Origin of the sequence: Haloarcula sp. H-GB4 (genome assembly GCF_030848575.1) — an archaeon.
In the GTDB taxonomy this organism is placed as follows: Archaea; Halobacteriota; Halobacteria; order Halobacteriales; family Haloarculaceae; genus Haloarcula.
In genome coordinates, this window is the sequence record NZ_JAVDDX010000001.1 from 86191 (window position 1) to 99804 (window position 13614).

At 63.9% G+C, this 13614-nt stretch carries 18 protein-coding genes; 10 read left to right on the forward strand and 8 right to left on the reverse strand.

The features are described from left to right. Positions 1-32 precede the first annotated feature (32 nt). The 3 genes from RBH20_RS00400 (at position 33) to RBH20_RS00410 (ending at position 2944) form a co-directional block, all read left to right on the forward strand. Positions 33-1319: an O-acetylhomoserine aminocarboxypropyltransferase/cysteine synthase family protein gene (locus RBH20_RS00400; protein ID WP_306704384.1), complete on the forward strand. Its 1287-nt coding sequence runs from the start codon at positions 33-35 to the stop codon at positions 1317-1319. Continuing rightward, entirely contained in the window at positions 1316-2524 is a 1209-nt protein-coding gene (gene metX / locus RBH20_RS00405; protein WP_306704386.1) for a homoserine O-acetyltransferase, read from the forward strand. The genes RBH20_RS00400 and metX overlap by 4 nt, the downstream gene beginning before the upstream one ends. Positions 2525-2641: 117 nt before the next feature. After that, a complete protein-coding gene (locus RBH20_RS00410) occupies positions 2642-2944 on the forward strand; it encodes a rubredoxin-like domain-containing protein (RefSeq protein ID WP_004594080.1) in 303 nt (100 codons plus the stop codon). A gap of 48 nt (positions 2945-2992) precedes the next feature. Here the strand turns inward: RBH20_RS00410 and RBH20_RS00415 are convergent, their stop codons facing one another. Then, the gene (locus RBH20_RS00415; protein WP_306704392.1) at positions 2993-3550 is read right to left on the reverse strand and encodes a hypothetical protein; all 558 of its coding nucleotides are present in this window, start codon (positions 3548-3550) and stop codon (positions 2993-2995) included. A gap of 89 nt (positions 3551-3639) precedes the next feature. Between RBH20_RS00415 and RBH20_RS00420 the strand changes: the two genes are divergently transcribed. The 3 genes from RBH20_RS00420 to RBH20_RS00430 all read left to right on the forward strand — a co-directional run bounded on the left by RBH20_RS00420 (position 3640) and on the right by RBH20_RS00430 (position 6681). Next, positions 3640-4524 (forward strand): ketopantoate reductase family protein, encoded by an 885-nt coding sequence (locus tag RBH20_RS00420; protein ID WP_306704394.1) that lies wholly within the window; start codon positions 3640-3642, stop codon positions 4522-4524. 221 nt (positions 4525-4745) lie between these two features. Next, a complete protein-coding gene (dgoD, locus tag RBH20_RS00425; protein WP_306704396.1) occupies positions 4746-5921 on the forward strand; it encodes a galactonate dehydratase in 1176 nt (391 codons plus the stop codon). 100 nt (positions 5922-6021) lie between these two features. Continuing rightward, on the forward strand, positions 6022-6681 hold the full coding sequence (locus RBH20_RS00430) for a DUF502 domain-containing protein (protein WP_306704399.1): 660 nt from the start codon (positions 6022-6024) through the stop codon (positions 6679-6681). Between the two features lie 20 nt (positions 6682-6701). Here RBH20_RS00430 and RBH20_RS00435 read toward each other — a convergent pair whose 3' ends face one another. Continuing rightward, a complete protein-coding gene (locus RBH20_RS00435; protein ID WP_306704401.1) occupies positions 6702-7634 on the reverse strand; it encodes a branched-chain amino acid transaminase in 933 nt (310 codons plus the stop codon). A 214-nt stretch (positions 7635-7848) separates the two neighbouring features. Here RBH20_RS00435 and RBH20_RS00440 point away from each other — a divergent pair, with 214 nt between their 5' ends. Next, the gene (locus RBH20_RS00440) at positions 7849-8100 is read left to right on the forward strand and encodes a hypothetical protein (protein WP_306704403.1); all 252 of its coding nucleotides are present in this window, start codon (positions 7849-7851) and stop codon (positions 8098-8100) included. 113 nt (positions 8101-8213) lie between these two features. On the opposite strand, the gene ribB is transcribed toward RBH20_RS00440, so the two are convergent. From ribB to RBH20_RS00460, 4 genes are all read right to left on the reverse strand, one after another. Then, positions 8214-8888: a 3,4-dihydroxy-2-butanone-4-phosphate synthase gene (gene ribB, locus RBH20_RS00445; protein ID WP_306704405.1), complete on the reverse strand. Its 675-nt coding sequence runs from the start codon at positions 8886-8888 to the stop codon at positions 8214-8216. Continuing rightward, positions 8875-9573, reverse strand: a complete 699-nt coding sequence (locus RBH20_RS00450) for a DUF120 domain-containing protein (protein ID WP_306704407.1) — start codon at positions 9571-9573, stop codon at positions 8875-8877. Before RBH20_RS00450 ends, ribB begins: the two co-directional genes overlap by 14 nt. 197 nt (positions 9574-9770) lie before the next feature. Next, positions 9771-10751 (reverse strand): 4-demethylwyosine synthase TYW1, encoded by a 981-nt coding sequence (gene twy1 / locus RBH20_RS00455; protein ID WP_306704409.1) that lies wholly within the window; start codon positions 10749-10751, stop codon positions 9771-9773. A gap of 79 nt (positions 10752-10830) precedes the next feature. Further along, positions 10831-10968, reverse strand: a complete 138-nt coding sequence (locus tag RBH20_RS00460) for a hypothetical protein (protein ID WP_306704411.1) — start codon at positions 10966-10968, stop codon at positions 10831-10833. A gap of 143 nt (positions 10969-11111) precedes the next feature. On the opposite strand from RBH20_RS00460, the gene RBH20_RS00465 reads away from it, so the two are divergent. Further along, complete coding sequence (locus RBH20_RS00465) at positions 11112-11279, forward strand: zinc ribbon domain-containing protein (RefSeq protein WP_306704413.1); 168 nt, start codon at positions 11112-11114, stop codon at positions 11277-11279. A gap of 27 nt (positions 11280-11306) precedes the next feature. Here RBH20_RS00465 and RBH20_RS00470 read toward each other — a convergent pair whose 3' ends face one another. Beyond that, a complete protein-coding gene (locus RBH20_RS00470) occupies positions 11307-11879 on the reverse strand; it encodes a peroxidase-related enzyme (RefSeq protein ID WP_306704415.1) in 573 nt (190 codons plus the stop codon). A 148-nt stretch (positions 11880-12027) separates the two neighbouring features. Between RBH20_RS00470 and RBH20_RS00475 the strand changes: the two genes are divergently transcribed. Beyond that, positions 12028-12501 (forward strand): DUF6789 family protein, encoded by a 474-nt coding sequence (locus tag RBH20_RS00475; protein WP_306704417.1) that lies wholly within the window; start codon positions 12028-12030, stop codon positions 12499-12501. A gap of 33 nt (positions 12502-12534) precedes the next feature. Here RBH20_RS00475 and RBH20_RS00480 read toward each other — a convergent pair whose 3' ends face one another. After that, positions 12535-13059: a helix-turn-helix domain-containing protein gene (locus RBH20_RS00480; RefSeq protein ID WP_306704419.1), complete on the reverse strand. Its 525-nt coding sequence runs from the start codon at positions 13057-13059 to the stop codon at positions 12535-12537. A 145-nt stretch (positions 13060-13204) separates the two neighbouring features. On the opposite strand from RBH20_RS00480, the gene RBH20_RS00485 reads away from it, so the two are divergent. Continuing rightward, positions 13205-13579, forward strand: coding sequence for a NifU family protein (locus RBH20_RS00485; RefSeq protein WP_058993009.1), 375 nt, complete (start codon positions 13205-13207; stop codon positions 13577-13579). Positions 13580-13614 lie beyond the last annotated feature (35 nt).

Below are 13614 nucleotides of genomic sequence, written 5' to 3' on the forward strand. Positions count from 1 at the left end.
TATAGATAGCTAGAGATATATGCATACTGCACATGACCGACGACTACGGATTCGGGACGCGCTGTGTCCACGCCGGCCAGGAGGAGCCGGACCCGGCCACAGGGGCACGCGCGCCGCCCATCTATCAGACCTCGTCGTACGTCTTCGAGGACGCCGACACCGCGGCCGACCGGTACGCCCTGAATGACGACGGCAACGTCTACTCGCGGTTCGACAACCCCACTGTCCGGATGCTCGAAAGCCGTATCGCGTCGCTCGAAAACGCCGTCGACGCCGTCGCGACGGGGTCGGGGATGGCCGCACTCGACGCCGGGACGTTCGTCCTCGCGGCCAACGGTGACAACATCGTGACGGCCTCTTCTATCTACGGCGGCACCCACTCCTACTATTCCAACACCGCCAGCCGCCGGGGTATCGAGACGCGGTTCGTCGACACGCTCGACCCGGACGCCTACGCCGAAGCCATCGACGAAGACACGGCCTACGTCCACTTCGAGACCATCGGGAACCCGTCGCTGGTCGTCCCGCCCATGGAGGAAATCGCCGGGGTGGCCCACGACCACGGCGTGCCTGTCTTCGTCGACAACACGTTCGGGACGCCGGCCCTGTGTAACCCGCTAGACCACGGCGTGGACCTCCTCTGGGAATCGACGACGAAGTGGATCCACGGCTCCGGGACAACCGTCGGCGGTGTCCTCGTCGACGGCGGTTCGTTCCCCTGGGACGAGTACCCCGAGAAGTTCCCGGAACTCGGCGGCGAAAATGAGGCCTTCGGCAAGAACTTCTCCGAGGCCTTCGGCGACCGCGCCTTCTCCGTCGCCGCCCGCCAGCGCGCGCTCCGGTCGCTTGGCGACGGCCAGAAGCCGTTCGACGCCTGGGCGACCCTCCAAGGCGCGGAAACCCTCTCTCTGCGGATGGAACGCCACTGCGAGAACGCGATGGCTGTCGCCCAGCACCTCGAAAACCACTCCGAGGTCGCCTGGGTCACCTATCCTGGGCTGGAGAGCCACGAGACCCACGACCTAGCACAGCAGTACCTCTCCGGCGGGTTCGGCGGTATCGTCACGTTCGGGCTGGAAGCCGGCTACGACGCCGGCCGACGGTTCTGCGAGGAGACGGATCTAGCCCAGTTCCTCGCGAACATCGGCGACGCCAAGACGCTGGTCATCCACCCGGCCTCGACTACCCACGCCCAGCTCAGTGAGGCGGAACAGCGTGCCAGCGGCGTCACGCCGGACCTCCTCCGGTTCAGCGTCGGCATCGAAGACCCAGAGGACATCATCGCAGACATCGACGCCACAATCGAACGAGTCACATGAACGTCGAACACAACACCGTCTCGCTCGGCGAGTTCGAGTTCGACTGCGGGGAGACGATTCCGGATCTGGAAATCACCTACGAGGCCTACGGGGAGTTCGACGGCGACAACGCGGTGCTGGTCTGTCACGCCCTGACTGGTAGCGCCCACGTCGCCGGCCGCGACCGGGTCGACAGTGCCGATCAGGCCCGCGCTTGGTGGGACGACATAGTCGGGCCGGGCAAGGCCATCGACACCACGGAGTACTACGTCGTCTGTGCGAACGTGCCCGGTTCCTGCTACGGCTCGACGGGACCGAAAAGCGAGAACCCGGAGACGGGTGAGCCCTACGGCACCGACTTCCCGCCGGTCACCGTCACAGACTGGACCGAAGCCCAGCGCGCGCTGCTTGACGAACTCGGGATTCCGCACCTCCATGCTGTCGTCGGCGGCAGCGTCGGTGGCATGAACGTCATCGAGTGGGCCAAGCGCCACCCGGACCACGTCGACCGCATCGTTCCCATCGCCGCGGCTGCGCGACTGGACACGCAGTGCCTCTCGCTCGACGCTATCGCCCGCCGGGCCATCACGACCGACCCGAACTGGAATCAGGGCCACTACTACGGCGAGGATCAAGACCCGCCGAGCGACGGGCTGGCGCTGGCCCGCCAACTGGGCCACGTGATGTACCTCTCGAAGGCGTCGATGGAGCGGCGCTTCGGCCGCCGCGCCGCCGGCCGGGACGCCGTCCGCACGTTCCCCACTGACGCCGCGGGCGCGTTCTTTCCGTACCGCGACGTGGAGTCGTATCTCGATTACAACGCCGAGAAGTTCACCGAGCGATTCGACGCCAACAGCTACCTCTATCTGACGCGGGCGATGGACAACTACGACCTCGCCGCCGGGTTCGAGTCCGACACGGACGCGCTGGCGGCGTTCGACGGCGACGCGCTGGTGATGTCCTTTACCGCCGACTGGCACTTCACCACCCAGCAGGCGGAGGCGCTAGCCGACTCGCTCCGGGAGGCCGACGCGAACGTCGCCCACCACGTCATCGACTCCGACCACGGCCACGACGCGTTCCTCGTCGAACCGGACAACGTCGGGCCGCCGCTCGCGGACTTCCTCGACGCGGGCGTCGACGGTAACGCCGTCACCGATTCGGTGGTCGAGGACAGTCAGGAGAGCGACTTCGCACCCGTCCACAACAGCCTGTTCTCGCGGTAGCGACGCAGGCATCTCAGGGGCTGACTGGGCGATCTTCTCTCCTCGGTCGGCTCGTCGATCATGCAATTCTCGGCTCACGCTAGCATTTAACACATCTCGGACCGACTAGCTCTATGTATGGCTGACATGACCACGAACATCGAAAGCGAGGAGTATTCGTTCGGACAGACGGTGTACGACGAAGACGGCAACGAACTCGGGACCATCCGCGGGTTCGACGAACACGGGTTCTACGTCACGGTTGAGGACGGCATCGAAGCGATGTCAAGCGAGCATCTCAGCGCTGGGGCCGCGGGCGAGGCCGAACTGATGTGGCGCTGCTGGGAATGCGGCGAAATGGGCCAAATAGAGGATATCCCCGACGAATGCCCGTCCTGTAACGCGCCAAAAGAGGATATCTACTATTGGCAGGAGGATTGAGACGGCTCGGTGGCTGTCTGGAATCACCGACTGCATCCGCGACGGTGGTTACGCTTGCTCGAATCGCTCGGCGACGCCCGGTCCGACTGCTTCCTGCACTGTCTCGCCGGCCGACGGCGGGAGCGAGAACCGAAGCGTCGTCCAGTCGAGTTCGAGAATTGCGTGCCCGTCCTCGTCACCGATGACGACGTACACTAGTGTCCCCCCGTAGACTCGCGCCAGCGCGTCGAACGTTTCTGTCGTCAGCGGCACCGTTCCGGTCGTGTGAGTGTCCGTAGCCGAAACGTCGGTGTGGCCCGCGAGTGTCTCGACAGCAAACCGTTCGTGCTGGGGGGTGTCTCGCCGTCCGGCACCGAGGTGGACGAACGCTTTTGCGGGAGACCGAGGTGACGCGTCCAGCACCGCTGCGAGCACGTCCAGCCCGACCGCCTCGTCGGGGTCGGCCAGTTCGAACCGACGCCTGGTTTCGTCTTCCGGCCAGGTCGGCCCCGGTTCGCCGTCGCCACCGATGCCCTCCCACGCCGTGACGATTGTCTCGGTCAACCGGTCGATACCGATCTCGTCGATGGCCCGAACTACTGCCTCGGCGTCGTCGGAGTCGCCCATGCTCACTCGTTCGCCACTCGTGGGCAAGTGCGTGCTGATTCCGGTACGCCGGTGGTAGGTTTTTGTCTGGGCCGTCCGTGCGAGGCGGTATGGATATCGTCGTCGTCGGGGCTGGGAGCCTCGGCAGCCTCGTCGGTGGCCTGCTCGCTCGCGAACACGACGTGACGCTCGTGGGCCGAGAGCCACACGTGGGCAGCGTCAGCGAGAACGGTCTCTCGGTGGTCGGAGCCGAGCAGTTCCGGGTCCACCCGAACGCACAGACGCCGATTCCGCAGCGTGCCGACCTCGCGCTGGTGACAGTCAAGGCATACGACACCGCTGCAACGGCAGCGGACCTTGCCGACTGTACGCTCGATGCGTGTCTCTCACTCCAGAACGGGATGGGCAACGAATCGCAGTTGGCTGCCGAACTCGACTGTCCGGTGCTGGCAGGGACGTGTTCATACGGCGCGCGACTCCAAGAGCCGGGTACCGTCGCGTTCACCGGCCGCGGCGAGATCGTGCTGGGGAACCGCAACGGCGGCCGGTCCGCAGTTGCCGACGACATCGGGGCGGCGTTCCGTGCGGCCGACATTGAGACGACCGTCGCGGCGGACATGCCAACCCGGCTCTGGGAGAAACTCGCAGTCAACGCCGGCATCAACGCGGTGACAGCGCTCGCCCGTGTGCCGAACGGTGCGCTGGCCGACTCACCGGCCGACGATATCGCCGCTGACGCCGCCCGTGAGACGGCCGCCGTTGCCCGCAAGCAGGGCATCGACCTCCCCGACGAGCGCGCGGTGTCGCTCGTCGAGCGTGTCGTCCGTGACACTGCCGCCAACCACTCGTCGATGTATCAGGACATCTCGGCCGGCCGTCGGACAGAAATAGACGCCATCAACGGCTACGTCGCCGAGACTGCGACGGTGCCGGTCCCCGTGAATGAAACGCTTGCCGGTCTGGTCCGCACATGGGAGCGCCACCGCGAGCAGTAACTAGCTGCAACTGACCGCTACCGACGCGATAGCGGGGGTTTGCGTTATCACAAACACCGGGATATCGGCGCTGACGGCCGCTCTGGAATCACACAATGACTATATACACGTCTCCTATGTGTGTCTCACATGACTCCACACGCCGACGAAGCACGGTTCGAAACATCGCGTACTGCTCTCCACGGGACTGATGTGCATGGCACAGCGCGGAGGACACTGGAATGACAGCGGCCGGCGCGAGCGGGAACCGCATCGTCGACTACGAACTGTTTGAGGTGCCACCACGATGGCTCTTCCTTCGACTGGAGACGGCCGATGGCACCGTCGGCTGGGGCGAACCCGTCGTCGAGGGACGGGCCCGCACCGTGCGTGCGGCCGTCGAGGAACTGCTCGACAGCTATCTTATCGGGGAGAACCCCGAGAACATTCAGGACCACTGGCAGGCGATGTATCGCGGTGGCTTCTACCGCGGCGGCCCGGTCCTGATGTCCGCTATCGCCGGCATCGATCAGGCGCTGTGGGACATCAAGGGGAAGCAACTCGGCGCGCCAATCCACCAGCTATTGGGCGGGCAGGCCCGGGACCGGATTCGAGTGTACCAGTGGATCGGTGGCGACGAGCCCTCGGACGTAGCCAGCGCCGCTCGGGAGCAGGTCGACGCTGGGTTCACGGCGCTGAAGATGAACGCAACGCCCGAAATCGAGCGCGTCGACACCCCGGCCACGGTCGAGGCCGCCGCCACCCGGCTCCGGGAAGTCAGGGAAGCCGTCGGTCCCGAGGTGGACATCGGCGTCGACTTCCACGGTCGCGTCACGAAGCCGATGGTCAAGCGGCTGGCGTCCGCGCTGGAGCCCTACGAACCGATGTTCATCGAAGAGCCAGTCCTGCCAGAACACAACGACGCGCTGCCGGCGCTTGCGGCCCATACAGAGATTCCGATCGCGACCGGCGAACGGATGTACTCGCGCTGGGACTACAAGGAGGTGTTCGAGGACGGTGCTGTCGACGTGATTCAGCCGGACCTCTCCCACGCCGGCGGCATCACCGAGGTGTACAAGATCGCGTCGATGGCCGAGGCCTACGACGTGGCGATGGCCCCTCACTGCCCGCTCGGCCCGGTCGCCTTGGCGTCGTGTGTTCAGGTCGACGCCTGCTCGCCCAACGCGCTCATTCAGGAACAGAGCATCGACATCCACTACAACGAGACCACCGACGTGCTGGACTACCTCGCCGACCCGTCCGTGTTCGACTACGAGGACGGGTTCGTCACCGTACCCACCGACCCCGGTCTCGGAATCGAGATTGACGAGGCGTTCCTCCGGGAGCAGTCCCAGCAGGAGGTCGACTGGCACAACCCCGTCTGGCGACACGACGACGGCAGCGTTGCCGAGTGGTAGTCCGGCAGCGATTCCCTCTGTCGCCCCCCGTCAGCGACCGCGTTGGTGATTGAACGCACCAAAGGAAAGGGCTCATATCCCGCGCCCGATACGTACCTGTATGGCCTCCTCAACGTCGTGGAAGCGCGATTTCGCGAGCGGCCTTATTATCCTGCTGCCGCTTCTCGTGACAGCATACGTCATTCTCTATCTCTACTCTATTCTCGCGTCCGCAGCGGTTATCGACGCCATTGACAGCCAGTTGCTGTCAACGCTGGGACTCCCTTCGGGAGAGCCGTCTGTTGAACTCGCTCGGGTGTTCACGACGCTGATTATCTTTATCCTCATCGTATTCTCTATCGGCTATCTGATGCGGACGGCCTTCGGCGATATCGTCGAACGCGCAATCGATGACGCAATGAACCACGTGCCGGGCCTCCGGGTGGTGTACAACGCCTCGAAGATGGCGGTCGAGACGGCCGTCGGGGGAACCGAAGACCTCCAGGCGCCGGTAAAACTCGAAGTGTGGGACGGGATGCGGATGACGGCGTTCAAAACTGGACAGACGACCGACGACGGCCGCGAGGTGCTCTTCCTGCCGACGGCGCCGAACATCACGACCGGCTACGTCGTCGAGGTTGAACCGCACCGCTACGAGGAAATTGATGAGCGCGTCGAAGAAGCGCTGACGCGCATCCTCAGCGCCGGCTTCGGCGACACGGACCGTAGTAACGCGACGCCGATTCCGGTCGCCGACGAGGACGACCTCGCAGACAATTAACCGCGGAGTTCAGTTCCCGCTCAGACGTAGTGGAACCACTCTTCGCGGTCACCGCTCTCAATCACGTCGAAGAAAGCCGACTGAAGCTCGTCAGTGACCGGCCCCTTCGTCCCCTTGCCGATTTCGTTGTCGTCAACGCTCCGGATGGGGGTGACCTCCGCTGCCGTCCCGGTGAAGAACAGTTCGTCAGCGGTGTACAGTTCGCCACGGGAGATGGTCGCTTCTTCGTGGACGGTGTAGCCCATCTCTTCGGCGAGCGTGATTGCGGTGTTGCGGGTGATGCCTTCGAGGATGCTCTCGGCCAGCCCGGGTGTGTAGATTTCGCCGTCCCGGACCATGAAGATGTTCTCGCCCGGCCCTTCGGCGACGTTGCCCTCCTTGTTCAGGACGATGGCCTCGGTGTAGCCGTTGCGGCGAGCCTCCTCGCCGGCGAGCATACTGTTGACGTACAGGCCGGTCGTCTTGATGTTGGTCGGAATCTGGCTGGAGGCGTGCTTGCGCCAGGACGACACCATCACGTCGACGCCCTCCTCCAGCGCTTCCTCGCCCAGATACGCGCCCCACGGCCACGCTGCGATGGTGGTCTTCGTCGGGCAGTCTTTCGGACTCACGCCGAGCGAGTCGAAGCCGTAGTAGACGATGGGGCGGATATAACACGACTCGAACCCTTCCGTCTCGATGAGTTCTGTCGTCGCCTCGGTGAGTTCGTCTTTGCTGAACTCGATGTCGAGGTCGTAGGGTTTCGCGGACTTGTACAGGCGGTCTAAGTGTTCCTCCCAGCGGAAGATTGCCGGTCCCTGTTCAGTGTCGTAACAGCGAACACCCTCGAAAACGCCGGTCCCGTAGTGCAGCGCGTGCGTGAGAACGTGGGTCTGTGCGTCCTCGAAGTCGACGAACTCGCCGTCCATCCAGATACGGTCGGTTCCCTCGAACATCTCCGGACGGTCGCTCATCGCACGACCCCTCCAGTGAGTTGCCAGTCGCGATGTCCGCGGGTGGTGCCTCCTGCTGTCTCGTCGTGTGTCATATCTACCCCATTGATTCCCTTGGTTAAGAGTGTTGACGATACCCCCGCGGGTCAGGGTCGCGCTGCCTGACACATCCAGTACGGATCACTGTTCCCGTGAGCGCAAACGCTTTAGTGAAATCTGGTCGTCTGCACCGCATATGTCCTCCCTGAAGCGGTCGCTCCACCGTAGCGTCGCTGTTCTGTTGCTTCCGCTGGGCCTGCTCCTGATTCAGGCCGAGGTCATCACGCGCAATCTCTCCGGTGTCGTCGAATCACCGGTCCCCGGGCTCTCTCGGTGGGTATCGCGTTGTTCACTGGAGCGACGCTGTACCTCGTCGCCAGCGGTCTCAGACAACTTGCCGCGGCCGCGGATACCCCCTTTTGACCCGCGACCCGGTCCAGCCCCATGATTGTCGGACATAAACACTGGCTGCCCGCTTCTCATGGTGTCGGACGTACGTCCCTCAATAATCCCGACGCTACGGAGTGACGACTAACTATGTCTCAGCTACAGCCGCCAGTATCAGTCGAAGCGCTCTAGCAGGCTGGCACCTTCGACGTACACGAGTCCCTCGCGGTCGGCGTAGGTCCGTGCTGCTGCCGGGGGTAGCGCTGCACCCGTCTCGTCGTCCAACATCTCACAGACCACGGCGGCCTCGGGTTGGTCGGCCGCGGTCGCGAGCGCGAGCGCGAGTTCGGTGTGACCTTCGCGGTCGGAAAGCCCGTCCGGAGCCGCGCGGAGGAGATGGACATGGCCCGGTGACCGGAAGGCATCGCTGAACGCGTCCGGGTCCGGGTCCGCCGCGACGGCGGCCAGTTCCCGGATGGTCAGCGAGCGGTCCTCGTCGGTGATGCCGGTAAAGGTATCGCGATGGTTCACCGTCAGCGAGAACGAGGAGCGCTCGTCGTACGCGAGGTCGTGGTCGGCCGCTGTCGGATGGTCGAGGACCTCCTGCATGAAGGGGAGTTCCAGCGCCTCGGCAACGTGGTCCGAGAGCGCGACGCAGACGAGGCCCCCGGCGTCGTTTCGCATCCGAGCGACGGCTTCGGGCGTGACGGCACCGGCCGGATAGACGAGGTCCGTCTCGCCCTCGCGGTCGGCGGCGTCGTGGATCAGCACCGGCTCGCCCCGAGCGAATGCGGCGACGGCGTCGGCCACGCTGTCGGCGTCGGCAGCGGTTTCTTCACTCCGAGACATGCACGATCACCTCGTCACCGTCGGCCAGTTCTAGCACGCCACGGAGCTTCTCGGGCGCGATCACTTCGAGTTGTTCCTCGCCGTGGTGGGTCCGCTCGGGGGCGATGACGTGGGCCGGCTCGTACTCGCCGTCGCTCCCCTCTATCGAGGCAGGGTAGCAGTACGCGGGGCCGTACGTCCGCTCGTCGTCCTCCCAGCCCTCAATGGTGACCGGCTCGATAGCGCTCATCCGCGCTCGCTTGCGGACGCTCTCGGCTGTGAGTTCGAGATTGAGCGTGCCCGCGAACGGCTCGTACCCCAGCCGTTCGATGAACTGCTCCATGTAGCCCGGGAGCGTAATGTAGTGGCGACCCTCGCCCATCCCCGAGGTGACGACGCCGGTCAGATCGACGCTGGCGTCGGATTCGAAGATCCGTCGGTAGTCGGCGTATTCGGACTGGAGGCGTCGTTCACCGTCTCCGGTCAGTTCAACCTCTTGCCCGTCACTGACGATATCACGGGCCAGCAGCCCGGCGTCTTCGAGCCGCTGGAGCCGCCGCGAGGCGGTCTGGTTCGAGGCGTCCAGTCGTTCGGCGAGATCGGCACAAGACACCTTCGTCGACTCGTCGAGCGCACCGTCGAGGGCGAGCAGTTTTAGCGTCGCCAACTCGTCCCGACCGACGCCCTGTCCCATTGATTCAGCCATGCACTGCAGTAGGGATTCCCGCCGGATAAGCATACCGAAGGTGGAATGCATTCCACTTTTGGAACAGTAGAAAACTGGTACGGGGTTGGTAGCAGAAGCGCGTCTTACTGTTCCTGCTGGATACAATTTAAACCGCTGCCTAACACGTTCAGCCCATCACACTGCTGTGATTGGGCGTCCCCTGCTGTACGATGCAGTCAGTACTCCACAAGCGCGTCCTGCTCCCAAAAATCGCTCGACTTCTCCAGTTTCGGGACCCAGGTGTTCTCGTCCTCGGCGAGCATCGCCACGCGGGAGTCTTCGACCTCCTTCAGCACGTCATGGTCGGGGAGGTACTCGCCCATCTCCCGTGTGAACTCCCTGACTTCGCTGTGGTCGGGCATCGAGTCTCGGTCGAGACGACCACGCGAGTGGCCGACGTGCATGTACGCCTTCATCTCGACGAAATCCGCGTCGGCCCGGTCACACATCGCCGCGTACCACTCGGGGTGGTGCATGTTGTGGCCCTTGACCAGCGTCGTCCGGATGACGGTGCGGGTGTCGTCTTTCTCGGCCAGCACGTCTAGCGTGTCGATGAGCGAGTCCCAGGCGTCGTCCTCCATCGCCTGCACCGTCGAGTCGAACGTCTGCCGGTCGGCGGCGTCGACGGAGATGTACAGCTGGGTCGGGTCACACCGCTCTAGCATCTCCGTGTTGGTCCCGTTGGAAACGAGGAACGTGGTGATGTCGCGGTCGTGGAACTCTTCGATGAGTTCCGGCAGGTGCGGATAGAGCGTGGGTTCGCCGTCCAGCGAAATGGCGACGTGGCGCGGTTCCATCGCCTGATCGAACACCTCGCGCGGGACCTCATCGTTGCCACCGAAGCCCGACAGCAGTTTTCGCTGGAGTTCCACGGAAGCGTCGGCGACTGCCGCCGGGTCGTCCCACTCCACGTCACCGAGTTCGTAAGCGTGGCCAGCGTGGTCGCGCCAGCAGAACACGCACCGCTCGTTACATTTCACGACCGGCGTCATCTGGATGCAGCGGTGTGATTCGATACCGTAGAAAATGTACTTGTAACACTTCCCCTCGCCGCGGAGGGCGTTTTTTGTCCAGCCGCAGGTCTGGGCGGCCGTGTGGTTCTCGCTGTGGTAGGCCGGGTCCGAGACCTGTTTCGGACCGCCGTCGGCGTCACTCATTGGACACCGATTCAACAGCCAGCGGCAAAAACTCCCGGATGTTGTGCGTCAGCAGCGATGCTTCGGGACTGCGTTGCGCTTACGTCAGCTTGACGATGGGGTTGCTCATGTGGTGGCCGACAACGTTGCCGTTCTCGATGATTCGGTCGTAGCCATCGTCGTCAACTTCGATCCGCGTTTCGCTGTCCTTCTGCATCAGATAGAGTGTTTTGTTCATACACCTGTGGATGCCCCTGATAGGCAAGACCAGAACTACTAGGTGTATAGATACGCGCTGTGATGCATGCTATATGTATCAAACCACACCGGAAATGTACTTCAGCCGGAAGATTTTGGGGGCTCGACGTTGAGTACACTAGTATGGGTGTGCTTGACACGGTCTCCGAGCTGTTCGGCTCCGGAGAACGGCCCTACAGGTTCCGCTGTGATGACTGCGGGACCGAGTTCGCACAGCGCGCGGCGACAGTCGAAGACCTGACCTGTCCGGAGTGTGGCGCTGAAACGGTACGGCCGGCCGAGGCGGCGTGAGAGCGGGCGTCCAGCACGCCGACCGTATCAGCGGCCCAGGTTGTAGAACTCGTCGTTCGGGCGGATGTCGGCGAGCTGTGCGAGGCGGTTCGAGAGGTTGAAGAAGGCGGCGACGCTGCCGATGTCCCAGATAGCACGGCGGCTGTAGCCGTGTTCCTCCAGCCGTTCGAGGTCCGCGTCCTCGATACGGGCGGGCGATTCGGTCAGTTTGACGGCGAAATCGAGCATCGCCTTGTGCGTCTCGTTAATCTCGGCCGTCCGGTGGTTCGCGGCGACCTGCTCAGCGAGCTTGGGCGCGTCGGCGTAGATCCGCAGGAGCGCACCGTGGGCGACGATGCAATAAAGGCAGTCGTTGACGCCGCTGACAGCGACGATTATCATCTCGACTTCTTCGCGTTCGAGCGCCGTCTCCTCTACTAAGGCGTCGTGGTACGCGAAGAACGCCCGGAAATGCGAGGGGCGATACGCCATCGCCGAGAAAATGTTCGGCGTGAAGCCGGCGCGGTCGGTTTCCTCCGCGATACGCTCTTGCAGGTCCTCGGGGAGGTCGTCGATGTCTGGGGTATCGAACCGAGCCATCACTGTGTCGGAGTCTGCCATACCACCTGTCCGTCCGGCCCCGGCTTGAAAGTTGGTTGCCTGTCTGGCCATGGCCGGCGGGAGCCAGCGTATAGTTCTTCCGGGGACGTGGCACGAGGCCGAACAGCCACGCCGGCTCTTTTGCTAGACGGCGTGACCGTTCGCCTGCATGTCAACGACGACAGAAACGACACAGACGTACGATGTCAGTACCGGCAACTGGAAAGCCGGCGTTCTCGGCGGTATCGCCGGCAGCGCCGTCATGGGCGCGCTGATTCTCGTCATGAACACTGCGACGCTCGCCGTCGCAATCCCGTCCCTGTACGGGCTCGCACCGCCGCCGAGTCCGGGGGCCGGCCTCGTCGTCCACCTCTCACACGGGGCTGTGATGGGCGTAATGTTCGCCGGGCTAGCGAGGGTCCTCAGTCTAGAATCGTCCGGCAAACTGTTTGGACTCGGTGTCGGCTGGGGCGTCGCCACCTGGGTACTCTTCGCCGCGCTTCTGATGCCAGTCTGGCTCGGCGCGGTCGGCTCACCGGCCTCGCCCCCGTTCCCGAACTTCGCGCCGCCGTCGCTGCTGTGGCATGTCGTCTACGGTGCTGTCCTCGCGGTCGTCTACGCTGTGACTGCCGACCGCATCTGAGAGCGGACTGTTCCTGAGTTGTCGCGGTCGCCACTACCGCTCCTGAAACACGGTCCACTGCCGCTCGTCGGTTTCGGCGTCGGCTATCGCCTCGACCTTCTCACGCTGTAGGTCGTCCAACTGCGCGGTCGCCAGCCGGACCCACGACAGGAACGCCCCGCGGAGCCGCTCACGCACTACTTCTGGCGGCTGTGGCGTGTAGACGTACACGTGCCCACCCTCCGGCCTGATTCGCCGGCGCTTCTCGACGACGCCGAACTCCGCGAGATGGTTGAGATGCCGTGCGACCACGCTCCGGTCGTAGCCGATCTGCTCGGCCAGTGCTGCAACGGTCAACTCACCGCCCTCCATCACGCAGAGACAGATGTCCAGCTCGGTCCCGGACATATCGAAGACGGTCTGCAGCAGGGTTTCGAGCGACGGCTCGCTGACTGCCGTCTCCCCTGTCTCGGTCGCCGCCATCGGCTCGCCGCAGCACGCCGGCCGGTTGTCGCCGATGCCGACGCCGCCACAGGTCGCGCACTCGAACATCTGCGCTTCATCAGCGGAGGGTGTCATACCACGGGCTACTCGCCCCGCTCGTAGAAGGTTCAGGTATGTTCAGGGTAACTACGGACAGGTGCCCGCGGGCCGCGGTTTCTCCCTCGTGATATAGATGTTAGTCCAAAGGTCTAAGCCCTCCCGGGACGGAATACAATTCACTATGAGCACTGAGACAGAGGACGCCAACGACCTGCGCGAGCGAATCACGAACTTCCTGCGCCGCAACTTCCCCCAGATCCAGATGCACGGCGGAAGCGCGGCCATCGAGGAAATTGACCGCGAGGAAGGCAGCGTCACGATCCGCCTCGGCGGTGCCTGTTCCGGCTGTGGCATTTCGCCGATGACCATTCAGGCCATCAAGACGCGCATGACCAAGGAGATCCCGGAGATCAACGAGGTCACCGCCCGAACTGGGATGGAACAGCAGGAAGGCATGTCCGGCGGAAGCGGCGGCATGAGTCCGTCCTTCCCCGGTGAGTCTCGCGGCGGCGACGTTGGCGGCGACGAAGACGAAGGCCCCGAAGCGCCGTTCTGAGGCCAGTTCTCGATCTTTTTTAGACTCGTTGACCA

Excerpts from the sequence above, each read along its gene's own strand:
- RBH20_RS00400 (WP_306704384.1), top strand. The coding sequence starts at position 33 with ATGACCGACGACTACGGATTCGGGACGCGCTGTGTCCACGCCGGCCAG.
- metX (WP_306704386.1), top strand. The coding sequence starts at position 1,316 with ATGAACGTCGAACACAACACCGTCTCGCTCGGCGAGTTCGAGTTCGAC.
- RBH20_RS00410 (WP_004594080.1), top strand. The coding sequence starts at position 2,642 with ATGGCTGACATGACCACGAACATCGAAAGCGAGGAGTATTCGTTCGGA.
- RBH20_RS00415 (WP_306704392.1), bottom strand. The coding sequence starts at position 3,550 with ATGGGCGACTCCGACGACGCCGAGGCAGTAGTTCGGGCCATCGACGAG.
- RBH20_RS00420 (WP_306704394.1), top strand. The coding sequence starts at position 3,640 with ATGGATATCGTCGTCGTCGGGGCTGGGAGCCTCGGCAGCCTCGTCGGT.
- dgoD (WP_306704396.1), top strand. The coding sequence starts at position 4,746 with ATGACAGCGGCCGGCGCGAGCGGGAACCGCATCGTCGACTACGAACTG.
- RBH20_RS00430 (WP_306704399.1), top strand. The coding sequence starts at position 6,022 with ATGGCCTCCTCAACGTCGTGGAAGCGCGATTTCGCGAGCGGCCTTATT.
- RBH20_RS00435 (WP_306704401.1), bottom strand. The coding sequence starts at position 7,634 with ATGAGCGACCGTCCGGAGATGTTCGAGGGAACCGACCGTATCTGGATG.
- RBH20_RS00440 (WP_306704403.1), top strand. The coding sequence starts at position 7,849 with ATGTCCTCCCTGAAGCGGTCGCTCCACCGTAGCGTCGCTGTTCTGTTG.
- ribB (WP_306704405.1), bottom strand. The coding sequence starts at position 8,888 with ATGTCTCGGAGTGAAGAAACCGCTGCCGACGCCGACAGCGTGGCCGAC.
- RBH20_RS00450 (WP_306704407.1), bottom strand. The coding sequence starts at position 9,573 with ATGGCTGAATCAATGGGACAGGGCGTCGGTCGGGACGAGTTGGCGACG.
- twy1 (WP_306704409.1), bottom strand. The coding sequence starts at position 10,751 with ATGAGTGACGCCGACGGCGGTCCGAAACAGGTCTCGGACCCGGCCTAC.
- RBH20_RS00460 (WP_306704411.1), bottom strand. The coding sequence starts at position 10,968 with ATGAACAAAACACTCTATCTGATGCAGAAGGACAGCGAAACGCGGATC.
- RBH20_RS00465 (WP_306704413.1), top strand. The coding sequence starts at position 11,112 with ATGGGTGTGCTTGACACGGTCTCCGAGCTGTTCGGCTCCGGAGAACGG.
- RBH20_RS00470 (WP_306704415.1), bottom strand. The coding sequence starts at position 11,879 with ATGGCAGACTCCGACACAGTGATGGCTCGGTTCGATACCCCAGACATC.
- RBH20_RS00475 (WP_306704417.1), top strand. The coding sequence starts at position 12,028 with ATGTCAACGACGACAGAAACGACACAGACGTACGATGTCAGTACCGGC.
- RBH20_RS00480 (WP_306704419.1), bottom strand. The coding sequence starts at position 13,059 with ATGACACCCTCCGCTGATGAAGCGCAGATGTTCGAGTGCGCGACCTGT.
- RBH20_RS00485 (WP_058993009.1), top strand. The coding sequence starts at position 13,205 with ATGAGCACTGAGACAGAGGACGCCAACGACCTGCGCGAGCGAATCACG.